Source organism: Deinococcus detaillensis (assembly GCF_007280555.1).
Taxonomy (GTDB): domain Bacteria; phylum Deinococcota; class Deinococci; order Deinococcales; family Deinococcaceae; genus Deinococcus; species Deinococcus detaillensis.
Genome location: NZ_VKDB01000025.1, coordinates 29,335 through 43,712, shown reverse-complemented (window position 1 = coordinate 43,712; position 14,378 = coordinate 29,335). Strand labels below are relative to the sequence as shown.

15 protein-coding genes are annotated in these 14,378 nt (G+C 62.7%); 12 read left to right on the top strand and 3 right to left on the bottom strand.

The genetic code is table 11. The features are described from left to right. Positions 1-109 precede the first annotated feature (109 nt). The 4 genes from FNU79_RS15895 to FNU79_RS15880 are packed head-to-tail and all read left to right on the top strand — an operon-like array spanning position 110 to position 4,196. Positions 110-766, top strand: coding sequence for an MBL fold metallo-hydrolase (locus FNU79_RS15895; RefSeq protein ID WP_263862376.1), 657 nt, complete (start codon positions 110-112; stop codon positions 764-766). Beyond that, positions 763-1,401, top strand: coding sequence for an SGNH/GDSL hydrolase family protein (locus tag FNU79_RS15890; RefSeq protein WP_143721776.1), 639 nt, complete (start codon positions 763-765; stop codon positions 1,399-1,401). Before FNU79_RS15895 ends, FNU79_RS15890 begins: the two co-directional genes overlap by 4 nt. 10 nt (positions 1,402-1,411) lie before the next feature. Continuing rightward, on the top strand, positions 1,412-2,419 hold the full coding sequence (locus FNU79_RS15885) for an ion channel (protein ID WP_143721775.1): 1,008 nt from the start codon (positions 1,412-1,414) through the stop codon (positions 2,417-2,419). Between the two features lie 34 nt (positions 2,420-2,453). Next, a complete protein-coding gene (locus FNU79_RS15880; protein ID WP_143721774.1) occupies positions 2,454-4,196 on the top strand; it encodes an NAD-dependent malic enzyme in 1,743 nt (580 codons plus the stop codon). A 442-nt stretch (positions 4,197-4,638) separates the two neighbouring features. Here the strand turns inward: FNU79_RS15880 and metK are convergent, their stop codons facing one another. Then, positions 4,639-5,841 (bottom strand): methionine adenosyltransferase, encoded by a 1,203-nt coding sequence (gene metK / locus FNU79_RS15875; RefSeq protein WP_143721773.1) that lies wholly within the window; start codon positions 5,839-5,841, stop codon positions 4,639-4,641. A 157-nt stretch (positions 5,842-5,998) separates the two neighbouring features. On the opposite strand from metK, the gene FNU79_RS15870 reads away from it, so the two are divergent. The 4 genes from FNU79_RS15870 to FNU79_RS15855 are packed head-to-tail and all read left to right on the top strand — an operon-like array spanning position 5,999 to position 8,725. Further along, positions 5,999-6,886: a class I SAM-dependent methyltransferase gene (locus FNU79_RS15870; RefSeq protein WP_143721772.1), complete on the top strand. Its 888-nt coding sequence runs from the start codon at positions 5,999-6,001 to the stop codon at positions 6,884-6,886. 1 nt (position 6,887) lies between these two features. Beyond that, positions 6,888-7,712, top strand: coding sequence for an orotidine-5'-phosphate decarboxylase (gene pyrF / locus FNU79_RS15865; RefSeq protein ID WP_143721771.1), 825 nt, complete (start codon positions 6,888-6,890; stop codon positions 7,710-7,712). Positions 7,713-7,750: 38 nt separating this feature from the next. Continuing rightward, positions 7,751-8,176: a DUF2946 family protein gene (locus tag FNU79_RS15860; RefSeq protein WP_143721770.1), complete on the top strand. Its 426-nt coding sequence runs from the start codon at positions 7,751-7,753 to the stop codon at positions 8,174-8,176. 36 nt (positions 8,177-8,212) lie between these two features. Beyond that, complete coding sequence (locus FNU79_RS15855; RefSeq protein WP_143721769.1) at positions 8,213-8,725, top strand: copper chaperone PCu(A)C; 513 nt, start codon at positions 8,213-8,215, stop codon at positions 8,723-8,725. 3 nt (positions 8,726-8,728) lie between these two features. Here the strand turns inward: FNU79_RS15855 and serA are convergent, their stop codons facing one another. After that, the gene (serA, locus tag FNU79_RS15850; protein ID WP_143721768.1) at positions 8,729-10,357 is read right to left on the bottom strand and encodes a phosphoglycerate dehydrogenase; all 1,629 of its coding nucleotides are present in this window, start codon (positions 10,355-10,357) and stop codon (positions 8,729-8,731) included. Between the two features lie 86 nt (positions 10,358-10,443). Next, positions 10,444-11,427 carry a class I SAM-dependent rRNA methyltransferase gene (locus FNU79_RS15845; protein ID WP_143721767.1) on the bottom strand — a complete coding sequence of 328 codons (984 nt, stop codon included), beginning with the start codon at positions 11,425-11,427 and terminating at the stop codon, positions 10,444-10,446. 150 nt (positions 11,428-11,577) lie between these two features. Here FNU79_RS15845 and FNU79_RS15840 point away from each other — a divergent pair, with 150 nt between their 5' ends. From FNU79_RS15840 to FNU79_RS15825, 4 genes are all read left to right on the top strand, one after another. Next, positions 11,578-12,000, top strand: a complete 423-nt coding sequence (locus FNU79_RS15840; protein WP_143721766.1) for a hypothetical protein — start codon at positions 11,578-11,580, stop codon at positions 11,998-12,000. 2 nt (positions 12,001-12,002) lie between these two features. Further along, a complete protein-coding gene (locus FNU79_RS15835) occupies positions 12,003-12,665 on the top strand; it encodes a uracil-DNA glycosylase (protein ID WP_143721765.1) in 663 nt (220 codons plus the stop codon). 191 nt (positions 12,666-12,856) lie between these two features. Next, entirely contained in the window at positions 12,857-13,144 is a 288-nt protein-coding gene (locus FNU79_RS15830; protein WP_124869542.1) for a YiaA/YiaB family inner membrane protein, read from the top strand. Positions 13,145-13,287: 143 nt separating this feature from the next. Beyond that, complete coding sequence (locus tag FNU79_RS15825; RefSeq protein WP_143721764.1) at positions 13,288-14,376, top strand: LLM class flavin-dependent oxidoreductase; 1,089 nt, start codon at positions 13,288-13,290, stop codon at positions 14,374-14,376. Positions 14,377-14,378: the final 2 nt, after the last annotated feature.

Here is a 14,378-nt window from a genome sequence, read left to right as displayed (position 1 = left end):
CAGATCCTGTTCTCTCAGCGTCCCAGCCATGCGCCACAGCTTAACAGCAGCACCCTCGTCCTTGGACGGGAGCGCCGGAAGCCGCTAATCAGATACGGCCGGGCATACCCTGGTGGACGCCGGAGTGCCGGGTATGGAAGACGCCATCAACGCCGAACTGGCCGCACATGGACTGAGTCTTCAAGACATCAAGCAGGTCATCGTGACCCACCACGACCTCGACCACATCGGCAGCCTGCCAGCGATCATCGCGGCCAGTGGCGCACAGATCTGGGCGCTGGAGCGCGAGATTCCAATGATAGAAGGTGACGAGTGGCCGCAAAAAAGGCCCAAGCCGGAGCAGGTCGAGCAGATGATGGCCGACCCCACTGTGCCGCAGCCGCGCAAGGAGATGATCCGCCGGATGTCGGCCCTGCCGCCGGTACAGGTCAAAGTGAACCGCGCCCTTAGGGACGGCGAGGTGCTGCCGCTGGCCGGGGGCGTGCGGGTGGTGGCGACGCCGGGCCACACCTTCGGCCACGCCAGCTTGTACCTGGAGCGCAGCAAGACGCTGATCACCGGAGACGCACTGGTTTCCGAACAGGGTCAGCTCGGCGCACCCAGAGCGCAGGTCACGCCCGACATGACGGCGGCGAGCGAGTCGGTGAGCAAGATGGCCGCTCTGGACGTGAACACCATCGTGACCTATCACGGCGGCGTGGTGAGCGAGGGAGCCAACAAGCAACTCAGCCGGGTGGCGGGCGAGATGACTGGGGCAAACGGATGACTGCCGCAGCGAACAAGCCGCAGCGCTGGGTCTTTATCGGGGACAGCATCACCGACACCGGGCGGCGCGAAGACCCCGAGGGCTACGGCGACGGTTACGTCTCGCGGATTCGTGAGCAACTGCTGGTGGACGATCCAGCCTGCCCGATTGAGTTCATGAATCGGGGCGTCAGCGGCGACACCGTGCGCGATCTGCGGCAACGCTGGCAAAGTGACGTGACGGCCCTGAAGCCCGACCTGCTGAGCGTCAAAATTGGCGTGAACGATGTATGGCGCAGCTTTGACGGTGCGCCGAATCAGGCCGTCAACGCAGAAGAATACCGGGCGACCCTGCGCGGCCTGCTGGGTGAAGCCAGCATTTTAGAGTGCCGCTTGGTGCTCGTCACGCCATTTCTGGTGGAAGTCGACAAGGCCGACCCGATGCGCCTGGAAGTCGAGAACCGCGCCCGCATCGTCGGCGAGTTGGCTGATGAATTCGGAGCCGTGCTGGTGGCGCTGCAACCCGCCTTCGACGCCGCAGTGGACGCCAGTACGCCGCAGCGCTGGGCACCTGACCGAGTCCATCCGTCGGGAGCGGGGCACTTGCTGATCGCACAGACGTGGCTCAGCGCGGTCAGGGCCGCTTATCCAGACTAAACTCGCGGAGATGACCGCTCCCCTACCGCCCGGACAAGACTCCCCCAAACTCACCGAAACGCCTCACGATCTCGGTTTGGGCCGGGTGGTGGCCGAGCAGTCTGGCGAGCGGTTTCTCAACAAAGACGGCAGCTTCAATGTGCAGCGCCGGGGCATGGGCTGGCAGTCCATCAGCCTTTACGGCGCACTGCTGACGGTGCCGTGGAACCTGTTTTTCCTGACGATGGGCGCACTGTATCTGGCGCTCAATGCGTTGTTCGGCCTGATTTATTTCGGGCTGGGCAGCGGCGCACTCAGCGAAGAACCTCTCATGGGCATGGGGCGCTATCTGGCCTGCTTTTTTTTCAGCGTGCAGACGTTCGGCACCATCGGTTATGGCCACGTGTATCCGCTGTCGGTGGCGGCCAACACGGTGGTCACGGCGGAAGCTTTTGTCAGCTTGCTGGGCGTGGCGCTGGCTACCGGCGTGCTGTTTGCCCGCTTCTCAAGGCCGCAAAGCCGGATTTTGTTTAGCCAAGTGGCGGTGATCGCGCCGTTTGAAGGCGGCAAAGCGCTGATGTTCCGGCTCATCAACGGGCGGCGCAGCCAACTGATGAACGCCAAAGTCGAAGCGGTACATACCCAGTTTAAAACCCTGCCGGATGGACGGCGGGTGCGGCACTTTAAGCGGCTGCAACTCGAACGCGCAGAAGTCACGCTGTTTCCGCTGGCGTGGACAGTGGTGCACCCGATTACCCAAGACAGCCCGTATTGGCACACCACGCTGGAGGCTTTGCGCGAGGCCGACGCCGAGATCATGGTGGTGTTCAGCGCCGTAGACGAAGCGGTGCAGCAAAACATTCACGCCCGCAGCAGCTACAAAATCCACGAATTTCGCTGGAATCACCGCTTTGCCGACCTCTACCGCCGCACCCGTGACGGCCACCTCTACGTGGACGCCGAGCGCCTGCACGACACCGAAGCCATTTTAGAAGAAGTTGCACCGAGTCTAGAACCAGACAGCCGGCCGCTTACTTAGCCATCTAACTACCACGCTCAAGCTAGACTGGCGCATGGCTCAAGTCTCGCGCTACTACGATGTCAAACGCGGCCCCGATGGGCACCGTTACCTCAGTGTCAAAGTCACCGGCTTTTCACTGCTGCATATTCCGCTGCTCAACAAGTCCACCGGCTTTACCCCCGAAGAGCGGCGCTTTCTGGGCCTAGAAGGCTTGGTGCCGCCGCACACCTCCACCTTCGAGGAACAAAAGCAGCGCACCTTTCAGCGTTACCTCCAGCAAGTCACCGACCTCGACAAGCATGAATTCATGCGGGCGCTGCAAGACCGCAACGAGGTGCTGTTTTACGGCATTCTGGCCGATCACCTCGAAGAATTGCTGCCGATTTTGTACACCCCGACGGTGGGCGAAGCGGTGCGGGTCTTTTCGCACATCTACCGCTACCCACGCGGACTGTCAGTCAGCACTTTAGATGTTGACCGCGTGGAAGAAATGCTGGAAAACGTGCCGCTGGACGACGTGCGGATGATCGTCGCCACCGATTCCAGCGCCATTCTTGGCATTGGCGATCAGGGCTTTGGCGGCATGGCCATCAGCATTGGCAAGCTCAGCCTGTATACGGCGGCGGGCGGCGTTGGCCCCGACAAAACCTTACCGGTCGAGCTAGACGTGGGCACCAACCGCCAAGATTTGATCGACGATCCGCTCTACCTGGGCGTTCACCACACCCGCCTGACCGGAGCCGCCTACGACGAATTTCTCGACAGTTTTGTCGAAGCCGTTTCGGCCCGCTACCCCAAGGCCATCATCCAGTGGGAAGACTTTGCGCGTGGCACGGCGTTTCATGTGCTCAACCGCTACCGCAAGGTTATTCCCAGCTTCAACGACGACATTCAGGGCACCGGGGCAATGGCGCTGGCGGGCATGATCAGCGCGTCTCGGCTCAAGGGCGAGCGGCTGCAAGATCAGGTCTTTGTGGTGGTCGGCGCGGGCGCGGGCGGCATCGGCGTGGCGGGCATGATTCGCAGCGGCCTGATGCGGGCGGGGCTGAGTCCTGCCGAGGCGAGCAACAAAGTCTATGTGATTGACCGCTACGGCCTGCTGATGCACGGGCAGGCCCTCGAAGACCACCAGCTCAGCTTTGCCAAAACGCCCGCCGACGTTGAGGGCTGGACGGTCAGCGGCGAGTGGCCCAGCTTGTATGAAACCGTCAAGAACTGCGGAGCCACCGCTTTGTTGGGCTTATCGGGTGTGCCGGGCCTGTTTAGCCAACCCATCGTGGAAGCGCTGCACGCCAACGCGGCTCAGCCCATTGTTTTCCCGCTGTCCAACCCCACCGCCAATGTGGAAGCCCAGCCTGCCGACGTGCTGACTTGGACGAACGGAGCCGCCATCGTCGCTTCGGGCAGCCCGTTTGCCGATGTGGAACTCAGCGGCGTGACGTATCCGATTGGGCAGGGCAACAACGCCTTCATTTTTCCGGGCCTGGGCTTCGGGGCGATTATCAGCCGCGCCCGCGAAATCACCGACAGCATGATTATGGCCGCCGCCGAAACGCTGGCCGACGAAACCGTTCAGTACGGTGGGCTGGTTTATCCGCCGATCTCTGTTATCCGCGAGGTGTCGATCAAGGTGGCCGTGCGGGTGGCTCGCCAAGCCATTTTTGAAGGCGTGGCTGCCGAAAAGCGGGTTCGCAACCTGACCGACGAGGAGCTGGCCTCATTCGTAGAACGCCGCTTCTGGAAGCCGCACTACTTGCCGCTGCGGAAAGCGGAAGCTGGGGAAATGCTGCTGTAGGCGTTGAAGCTAAGCGAGGTCGGGAAATTCAAAGCGCCCCGACCTCGCTTGACACTGAAAAGCTGATGAGGCTGGGGCGTTTAGCTTCTTGCCTTCGGTGAATTTGGCAGGGTGTTAAAGAGCGCCCCAGCCCCCGCCCCAGTGGGGCGAGGGAGCGAGTCGCTGCGCTCGGCACTGTGTCTTCGCGGCGTGACTCGTGGGCGCTTCCTCCCGCGTTCTCCACAGTTGGGCCTTCGGCTGCGTTTTGGCCGCCGCGCTTAAGACTGGGCCAGCCCATGAAACCGGAAGGCAAAGGTTGAATGGAGATTTTGAGCTTTAGCTTTACCCCTCGCCCCTACGGGAGACTGGCACGGCTCCTTGCCGAGACAGAGAGACGCAACAATAAACCGGCCCCAGAAACTCACTCTCTCTGGGGCCGGTTTATTCTTTGTTTCAAAAACGCTTAGACCAGCGCTTCCGCTTCCGCCTTCAGCACGTCTACTTTGCTGAGCTGCTCCCAGGGAAACTCGGGGCGGCCAAAGTGACCGTAAGCGGCGGTCTGGGCGTAAATAGGCCGCAGCAAGTCCAGCTCAGCAATGATGGCCTGCGGACGGGCGTCAAAATGGCGGCGCACCAAGTCGGCCAGCGCCTCGTCGCTCAGCTTGCCAGTGCCGTAGGAATCCACCCGCAGCGACACCGGAGAAGCGCGGCCAATGGCGTAGGCAACTTCCACCAGCGCTTTTTTGGCGAGGCCCGCCGCCACCAGATTTTTGGCGATATAGCGGGCGTAGTACGCCGCCGAGCGGTCAACCTTGGTGGGGTCTTTGCCGGAGAAAGCCCCGCCGCCGTGCGGAACTGCTCCGCCGTAAGTGTCCACGATGATCTTGCGCCCGGTCAGGCCGGTGTCGCCGTGTGGCCCGCCGATCACGAATTTGCCGGACGGATTGATAAAAAACTTGGTTTCGGGTCGCAGGTACTCGGCGGGAATCACGGCCCGGATGACTTGGGCTTCCATATCGGCGCGAATCTGCTCCTGCGAAACTTCCTCATCGTGCTGGGTGGAAATGACCACCGTATCGACCCAAGTATCACCGTCTTCGCGCACCACCGTGACTTGGGCTTTGGCGTCGGGGCGCAGGTACAGCACGATCTCGGCTTTGCGGAGCTCAGCGAGGCGGCGGGTCAGCTTGTGGGCGAGGCTGATCGGCAGCGGCATCAGTTCGGGCGTTTCGTCGGTGGCGTAGCCGAACATCAGCCCCTGATCGCCCGCGCCGATCATGCTGTGGGCGTTGGCCGGATCGGCCCGCTCGGCCTCACTCATGCCGCGCCACTCCTCGCTGAAGTTCACACCGCCCGCGATGTCGGGGCTCTGCTCGTGGAGCGCCACCAGCACAGCGCTGTACTCGGCGTCAAAGCCGTAGTGGGCGCGGGTGTAGCCGACAAGTTTGACCGCCTCGCGCACCACCCGCTGCACGTCCACATGGGCGCTGTGGGCGGTGACTTCGCCCGCTACCACGGCCATGCCCGTGGTCAGCAGGGTTTCGACCGCGACGCGGCTGCTGGGTTCTTGGCGCAAAAACTCGTCGAGAATACTGTCGGAGATGAAGTCGGCCAGTTTGTCGGGGTGGCCTTCGGAAACCGATTCTGAGGTATAAAACTTCCGCATGTCTGCCTCGGCGCTGCTCTTCTTTTGGGCGGGGTGTGTCTCACAGAACAGACCTGGAGAGGAGTGTTCACATGCCCGCCAAGCGCCAAGTCAGCTTAACAAGCTTGCGGCGCACAGAACAGGGGCCGCCCTAATCTGTCATCTTGGGCAGGTGTTTATGTTTGCTGACCAGCCGCTGAGCGAAGTCCTGCCGCTCCTCCGGCAAGCGCTGGAAACAGTAGGCGAAGTCACGTTTAGCGCCCCCGATCCCGATTTGGGTACGGGCCTGTACGCGGGCGAGGTGAGCGTGGCGGGCCGTCACCGCTCTTACGCGGCGTGGCTGGACATCGCTGAGGTGCTGGGCGCACAGCTGCTGACGCCCGCCAAACTGGAAGGCGGACGGGTGCAATTGACCCTGAGCCGCTTGCCGCCGCTGCTGCGTGAGGGCCACTACGGCGCGGGCAGCGAGTTTCAGCGCGTCAACAAGCTGGAAGATGCGTGGTTTTTGCAAAGCTTCACGGAAGCGCTGGAGCGGGCCAAGCTGACTGACGGCGCACGCCTCTTGAGCGTGGGCGTCGGCGCAGGCCGCGAACTGGAAGCGCTGGCGCTGGCTTATCCCGACCTCAGCTTTGAAGTCGTCGGCGTAGACACGGACGAGAGTGCTTTGGAGTTGGCCCGTCAGCGCTGGCCCAACTGGAGATTTGCAGTGGGCGACGTGAACGCGCTGAACTTGGACTTGGGCCGCTTCGATCTGATCGTGGCCCTCAGCGTGCTGCAAAGTCGCGGGGTAAATCTGGACGTGGCCCTGCGCGGCCTCACCAAGCACCACCTGAACGGGCGGGGCAGTCTGATTCTCGGTTTTCCCAATGCCCGCTACGCTGGCGGCGAGCTGCGTTACGGCGCACGGATGCTCAATTTCCGCGACCCCGATCTGTCGCTGCTGATGGCTGACGTGGCGCTGGTGCGCCGTCACCTGCACAAGCACGGCTTCAAGGTCTACGTGACCGGCAAATATGAAGTGCTGGTGACGGGCGTGCCAAGCGGTCAGGTTAAACTGAGTCCCTAAGATGACTCCCACTCCCTTTGCCCAGCGCCTCACCGAACGCAGCCTCACTCTCGGCACCCACCTGTGCCTCGGCCTCGATCCCCGATTGGACGCTTACGAGAGCCGCGACGCCCTGCGGCAGCACACCCTGACGGTGCTGGACGCCTGTGCTCCCTACGCCGCCTGCGTCAAACCGCAATTCGCCTTTTACGAAGCGCTGGGCCTGTGGGGCATGCAACTCCTCGAAGACCTCTGCGCAGCGGCCCGCTCACTCGACTTGCCAATTATTCTGGACGGCAAGCGCGGCGACATCGGCTCCACGGCGGCGGCCTACGCGCAGGCGTGGCTGATGGGCGATCACGCGGGCGACGCCTTGACTGTCAATCCGTTTCTGGGCGCTGAAACGCTGACACCGTTCGTGGAAGCGGCGCAGACCAACGGAGGCGCGGTGTTCGTGTTGGTCAAGACCAGCAATCCGGGTCAAGCTGACTTTCAGGGCAGCGGCGTATCGGAGCGGGTGGCGCAAGTGGTGGCGCGGCTGGGACAGGACGAAGTGGAGCGGAGCGGCAGCGAGTTGAGCAGTGTGGGCGCGGTGGTGGGCGCGACGCATCCGCAGGAACTGACGCAGTGGCGGGCGGCCATGCCTCACGCGCTCCTGCTGCTGCCGGGGCTGGGAGCACAGGGGGCCAAAGCGGCCGACCTCGCCGCCGCCTTCTTACCGGACGGCACGGGCGCGGTGGTGAGTGCCAGCCGGGGCATTCAGTACGCCCGTGCGCTGGACGTGGACGCGGCAGGTGCAGCCGCCAAGGGCTTCCGGGACGAGCTGAACGCGGCGCTCAAGCTCTAAGGACATCACGCCTCACCTCCGCGCTCTACCCTGAGCGCGTGACCCCTGCGGCCAAACAACGTCTGCTCCGGCTTTGGACGGCGCTGCTGTGTTTGGCCGCTTCCTTTGCCTACCTGCTGCGCGAGCCAGACCACTTGAGCGGCTCGCTGAGTTTGCAGGCGGTGGCAGGCATGGCGATGAACATGGGGAATATGGACATGGGCGGCGAAATGGCCGACATGGAGATGGATCAGGCCGACCATTCAGCCCACGCCCCATCCAGCGCCCCAAATAAGTCAGCGCACAGCCACGCCCGCCACTGCCCGTTTTGCTTTAGTGCCGCCTTCGCACTGGAGACTCAGGGCGTCGAGCTGTGGGTGGATACGGCCAAGCACGCCGACTTTTCGAGTTTCCCCTACCACCCGCCGCATCTGCTCACCTTGCGGCACGCCGAAGCCCGCGCTCCACCTCCCTTCCAAAGCTGACCCCGACCATTTTTCTTTCGCTCTGGAGGTTTTTAGATGTCTCGTCAATCTGTTTTTTTTGCCCTGACCCTGCTGACAGTTGTTCCGGCAGCGCAGGCCCACCAAAACCACAGCATGCCCGGTATGACCATGCTAGTGCCCGCTCAATCCGCGACCAGCACCAAAAAACTGCCCGCCGCACCCGTCAAAATCAGCGGAGCCTTCGTTCAAGCGCTCCCGCCCGGCACGGCAGACGGCAGCGTGTACCTGAGCATCACCAACACCGGCAAAGCGGCCCTCAAGTTGACCGGCGGCACGTCCAATGTCAGCAGGGCAGTCACGCCGATGCAGCAAACCAAAATGGAAGGCATGGCCGGAATGACCGGTATGAAAGATTTGCCCACCATGATCATCAAGGCAGGCCAGACCCTGACGCTGAGTCCCGGCGGCGACCATTTGATGCTCTACAGGATGAAGCGCGTGCCGCAGGCCGGCGAAACGGTCACTTTGACGCTGAACTTTACAGGCTACGCGCCGCTGGTGATCAAGGTGCCGGTCAAGCGCTTGTAAGGACTAGGCCCGCACCAGATACGCCGATTCGATCACGTCCAATGCCCTCACCGCGTCGAGTTGCTCGGGGCTGAGGGCGTCGTCCAGCGTCAGGGTAAACAGCGCCTGCCCGCCCTTCTGAGCGCGGCCCAGGGCCATGCCCGCGATGTTGATTCCCCAGGTGCCCAGCAAGTTGCTGAGCTTGGCGACTGCGCCGGGCTTGTCTTCGTTGGAAGCGATCAGGATGTAGCCTTCAGGTTCCAATTCAACCCTGAAATCACGCAGGCGGGTCAGGCGCGGCGACTTGCCGAACACCGTTCCACCCACCGTACGGGAGCGCTCTTTTGCGCCGTGCTGAGTGACTTTGACGATCACTTCAGTTTGGTAATCGGGGCTGTCCGTCTGCTCGCGCACCGCCACCGAGAGCCCGCGTTCTTTGGCCAGAGCGCGGGCGTTGATCATGTTGGGGCGCTCGTCGGTGCTGCCCGACAAGTAGCCCACCAGCACGCTGGTCAGGACCGGCGCAGGATCGGCGGGAAAGTCGCCCCGGAACGTCACCTCCACGTCGCTGGCTCCCGGCAAAAGTTGCGCCAGAATGCGGCCCAGCTTTTCGCCGAGCGTCATATAGCCGCCCAGCGCTTCCATCGTTTTGGGATCGAGCGAGGGCGCGTTGACCGCTCCCCGGCTCACGTCGCCTTTCAGCGCGGCCAGCACCCGGCCCACGATTTCCGCGCCGACCCGCTCCTGCGCTTCGACGGTGTTGGCCCCCAAGTGAGCGGTGATGCCGAGGTTGGGGGCGTGCAAAAAGATGTGTTCGGGGGTGGGCGGCTCGTCCACAAACACGTCGATGCCCGCCGCGAAGAGGTGACCGCTCCTCAGGGCGTCCACCAGCGCCTGCTCGTCGATGATGCCGCCCCGCGCCGCGTTCACGGCAATCGAGCCGGGCCTCAGCTTGGCGAGTTCAGCCTGACCCAACATGCCGAGCGTTTCGTCGGTCAGCGGGGTGTGAACCGTCACCGCGTCCACCTGCGCCAGCAACTCGTCGAGCGTTATCATCCGCTTGACACCCAGGCGCTCGAATTTGCTGTCTGGCACGTAAGGATCGTAGGCCACCACATTCATCTTGAGGCCCTGCGCCCTATCGGCCACCATGCTGCCGATGCGCCCCAGCCCGATGATGCCCAGCGTGCGGTCCTTGAGTTCGAGGCCGAGGAACTTGCGGTCCCAGTTGCCCGCGCGGGTTTTGGCGTCGCTGCGGGTCAGGCCACGGGCGGCGGCCATCAGGTGCATGACGGCTAGTTCCGCCGCCGAGACATTGTTGCTCTCGGGGGCATTCAGCACCAGCAAACCGCGCAACGAGGCGTAGTCGAGGTCGATGTTGTCCACGCCCACCCCGCCGCGCCCAATGACTTTCAGGCGCGGGCCAGCGGCGTCGATCAGCTCTTTATCGACTTTGGTACGGCTGCGGGTAATCAGCGCGTCGAAGTCGGGCAAGCGGCGCAGGGTTTCCTCACGCGGCAAGTTGCCCTCGTATTCCAGCTCGAAGCCGGGAAAGTCGAGGTTGCCAGGGTTCATCTCGTCGCAGATCAGCACGCGCAAGGGCGCGGTCAGGTCGGCTTGAAGCTGTTCGGAATGGGTCGCGGAGGCGGTCATAACTTCAGGGTACTGCGCGGCGGCAAACGGAGCAGGCAGGTTGTCTGTTTGGGGTGAGGACTCCTCAGAGTGAAGGCAGCTCAGGCTCAGACCAGTTTCAGCGCCCGCACTTTAAGGTGCTCAGCCCCCGGGTAATCCTGACCCGCGCCGAAGCGGGCCGTAACACTCATTCGCCTGCCGGCCAGCGCCGCGCCCGCGCTGAGCATTGTGTCAAAGGCGGCGGGAGCGAGTCCAGCGTGGTTGCACAGCGCCAGCACCTGCCCGCCCGGCGCGGTGACGCTGGCCGCCAGCGCCAGTAAGCGGGCATAATCGCGCTCGCTGCGCCAGACGCCCGCCTTGCTGCGGGCAAAACTCGGCGGGTCGAGAATCACCAAGTCGAACTGTTCGCCGCGCTTGCCGAGCCGCCCCAGCCAGTCAAACACGTCACCGTAAACGAAATCGGTGTCGGGGGTGGTGACGCCGCTCAGGGCGTAATTCTCCTGGCCCCAGCTCAGCACCTTGCGCGACAGATCGAGATTCTTGACGCTGACTGCGCCGCCCAGCGCCGCATTGACCCCGAAGCCGCAGGTGTACGCGAAGGTGTTGAGCACCCGACTCCCCTGTGCTTGTTGCCGCACCCAAGCGCGGGCGGGGCGGGCATCGCTGAATAGGCCGATGCTCAGGTCGTGGCCGGGGCGAATCAGGTACGGCACGCCATTTTCCAGCGCCGTCAGTTCCGGCAAGTCCTGGCCCCAAATCGGCTGCGGCGGCGAGAGCCATTCGCGCTCCACATTGGCGGCGTGGCGGGCCTCACGCGGGCGGCGCTTGAGATAAAGGCCACTCAGCCCCAGTTCAGCGCAGGCCGCTGCCAACTCCACTTCCTGCTCGGCGCTGAAGTCGGCGTACAAGCTCAGCACGCCCACACTTCCGGCCCGCTCCAGAGCGAACAAGCCGCCGGTTTCGGTGGTGTGGACGGCGCGGTAAAAGGTGGTGCCCTGCGCGGGTAAATCATTACGCTGGGCGCTGCACTGCTTGACGAGGCGGGCCAGTTGAGGCGGGAGAGCGGGCAACAAAGCGGCACGGACAGGCATCGATCAGCAGTTTAGAGGAGCGGGAGACGCAAGATACAAACCGCCGCTCCCCCTTCTTTCCCGCCCTCAAAAGGCTAGACTCTGAGGCAGTTCAGCGCTTGACCCCGCCCCTTCCCCACAACCCCACCCAACTTTGAGAGGAAACCCCTTGTGAAAAGCCTAATGACCACCGAGCAGCTCTTGCAAGGCCTCAAGCATTACCGCCGCATTGCCCGCCAGGATTTGCTGCGGGCCGCCGAAACGCCGTACCCCGACGCCTTCCGCACCCACGCCGAAGCGCGGCGCACCCTTTACGGCGAACTCGAAGTCTACGCCGCCGAACACGCCCCCGAAGACGTGATCGAATACGCGCTGAGCCTCTACCGGGTTTTGCCGTTTGCGACCGGCACGCCAGAAAACGAATACGCCGAGATTAAGGGCCGCGAAAACGGTCTGGAGAACTTTTTCTTGATGATTGCCCTCGACCCGCGCACCCGCCGCGAGTCGCGCAGCCAGCGCCCCAAGCTCGGCGCGATGCTGGCCGACGCTGCTCAAGCTCCGTCCGACCCGTCCCGATCTGACGTGACCGCTTAGGCATGAATCTGCCTTCCGCTGATTTCGCTCAACTCGCCGCGCTCGCTGAGCAAAACAAAAGCTGTCAGGCCTGTGAGCTGCGCCTAGGCTGCACCCAAGTCGTTGTCAGCGACGGCAACCCCGAGGCCCATTTGGTCATCATTGGCGAGGGGCCGGGCGGCGACGAAGACCGAATCGGGCGGCCTTTCGTGGGGCGCGGCGGCCAACTGCTCGACAAGATTCTGAGCGCCGTGCAGCTCAGCCGGGACGAAGTGTACGTCACCAACATCGTCAAATGCCGCCCGCCGAGCAACCGCACGCCGCTGCCGCTGGAAAGTGAGACCTGCACTTCGCTGTGGCTGGAGCCGCAACTGGCCCTGCTGCGCCCCCGCGTGATCGTCTCGCTGGGCAACACGCCCACCCAGTACCTGCTGCAAACCCGTCAGGGCATCACCAAGCTGCGCGGCGTTTGGCATGACTACAGGCAGCGTGAGGCCCTGTATTCGGCTTACCTGATGCCGATGTTTCACCCCGCCTACTTGCTGCGCAACGACACCCGCGCCGTCGGCGGCCCCAAGAGCTTGACCTGGCAAGACATCAAAGAAGTGCGGTCCGTGCTGGACGGCAAAACGCCGCAGGGATTGGGCGACTTGAGAGCAGAGTCAGGCCAAGAAACGCTGTTCTAGCTGCCCAGCGCGGGAGAGAAACCGAAAAATGAACTGAGTCTAAGAATGCCTTTGAGCCTTTGTTCACTTTCCTCTGACATATTGTCATTTGACAGAGTGTCAGTGTAAGGTAAGAGGGCAGGGACATTCGCCCTTTCGCGCCTTCTCTTCCAACTCCGTTCATCAAGCGCTTTTCCCCAACGAGGTTTTCTATGAGTGCAGCCCACACCAACCCCGACGTATTAGGTGATTCTTCGTCTTGGATGTCGTTTATCTGGATCGGTTTTGTCACCAGCATGACGCTGATGCTGATCGGTATTTACTTCTTGCCGGTGGATTGGTGGATTCGCGGCTACCTCTACATGGGCACCCTCTTTCTGACGGCCAGCACCCTGACACTCTCCAAGAGCTTGCGCGACCGCCACGAATATGAGCGCCTCGTCAACCGCGTCAAAAACGCCCGCACCGAGCAGGTGCTCAGCCAGTTTGACCGTACTTAACTCTCAGCTTTTACCAACGGACACGGCAGCGCCCTTAGCGGTAGCTGCCGTTTTGCTGGTCTGGTGGGGCTTGCTTGTTTCCAGTTTATTTGTTAAACTGATGTATATAACAACCTATATCTTAGGCTCCGGAGGCCATACCCATGTCTGATTCCACTCCAATTCCCTTTGAACTCGGCCTCTACAGCTTCGGCGAGCGCACGCCCGACACCCAGACGGGCCTGACCGTCAGTCCGCAGCAGCGCGTCCGCGATTTGCTGGAAGAAATCGAGCTGGCCGATCAAGTGGGCTTGGACGTCTACGGCATCGGCGAGCACCACCGCGCCGATTATCTGGTGTCCACTCCGGCGGTGGTGCTGGCGGCAGCAGCGGCCCGAACCAAAACGATCCGGCTGACCAGCGCCGTGACCGTGCTGGGCACCGAAGACCCGGTGCGGGTGTTTCAGGCCTTTGCCACGCTGGATTTGATCTCGGGTGGCCGCGCCGAAATCATGGCCGGGCGCGGCAGCTTTTCCGAGTCGTTCCCCATTTTCATTGGCGGAATGCCCCGCGATTACGATGAACTGTTTGCCGAGAAGCTGGACTTGCTGCTTGAGCTGCGTGACTCCGAGCGCATTTCCTGGTCGGGGAAATACCGCCCGGCGCTGGTGAATGTGGGCATTTATCCGCGCCCAATGCAAGATGAATTGCCGATCTGGTTGGCCGTAGGCGGCACCCCCGCTTCAGCAGTGCGAGCCGGGCAACTCGGCCTTCCGCTGGCCTTGGCGATCATCGGCGGAATGCCCGAGCAGTTTAAAGGCTTCACCGACCTCTACCGCGATTCGGCGGCGCAGGCCGGGCGCGACCCTGCCGCACTCAAGCTGGGCATCAACTCGCACGGCTACATTGCTGCAACCTCGCAGGCCGCCCGTGACGAGTCTTTTCCGGCGCACGCCGCCGCCATGTACGCCATCGGCAAGGAGCGCGGCTGGAGCAAGATGACCCGCCAGCAATACGACGCTTCCAGCACCCTGCGCGGCGCGTACTTCGTGGGCGACCCCGAACAGGTGGCCGAGAAGATTTTGTATCAGCACGAGATCTTTGACCACAACCGCTTTTTGCTTCAGATGAGTGTCGGCACGCTTCCCCACGCCCAGATCATGAAGGCGATTGAGTTGTACGGCACACAGGTCGCGCCGCTGGTCAGAAGTGAAGTCGCCAAGCGGCAGAAGCGGGAATTGGTTTCGGTATAAAT

Bases quoted from the DNA above. Each gene is read 5' to 3' on its own strand.
- serA (WP_143721768.1), bottom strand. From the start codon at position 10,357: ATGACCGCCTCCGCGACCCATTCCGAACAGCTTCAAGCCGACCTGACC.
- FNU79_RS15880 (WP_143721774.1), top strand. From the start codon at position 2,454: ATGGCTCAAGTCTCGCGCTACTACGATGTCAAACGCGGCCCCGATGGG.
- pyrF (WP_143721771.1), top strand. From the start codon at position 6,888: ATGACTCCCACTCCCTTTGCCCAGCGCCTCACCGAACGCAGCCTCACT.
- FNU79_RS15885 (WP_143721775.1), top strand. From the start codon at position 1,412: ATGACCGCTCCCCTACCGCCCGGACAAGACTCCCCCAAACTCACCGAA.
- FNU79_RS15830 (WP_124869542.1), top strand. From the start codon at position 12,857: ATGAGTGCAGCCCACACCAACCCCGACGTATTAGGTGATTCTTCGTCT.
- FNU79_RS15825 (WP_143721764.1), top strand. From the start codon at position 13,288: ATGTCTGATTCCACTCCAATTCCCTTTGAACTCGGCCTCTACAGCTTC.
- FNU79_RS15890 (WP_143721776.1), top strand. From the start codon at position 763: ATGACTGCCGCAGCGAACAAGCCGCAGCGCTGGGTCTTTATCGGGGAC.
- FNU79_RS15870 (WP_143721772.1), top strand. From the start codon at position 5,999: ATGTTTGCTGACCAGCCGCTGAGCGAAGTCCTGCCGCTCCTCCGGCAA.
- FNU79_RS15835 (WP_143721765.1), top strand. From the start codon at position 12,003: ATGAATCTGCCTTCCGCTGATTTCGCTCAACTCGCCGCGCTCGCTGAG.
- metK (WP_143721773.1), bottom strand. From the start codon at position 5,841: ATGCGGAAGTTTTATACCTCAGAATCGGTTTCCGAAGGCCACCCCGAC.
- FNU79_RS15855 (WP_143721769.1), top strand. From the start codon at position 8,213: ATGTCTCGTCAATCTGTTTTTTTTGCCCTGACCCTGCTGACAGTTGTT.
- FNU79_RS15845 (WP_143721767.1), bottom strand. From the start codon at position 11,427: ATGCCTGTCCGTGCCGCTTTGTTGCCCGCTCTCCCGCCTCAACTGGCC.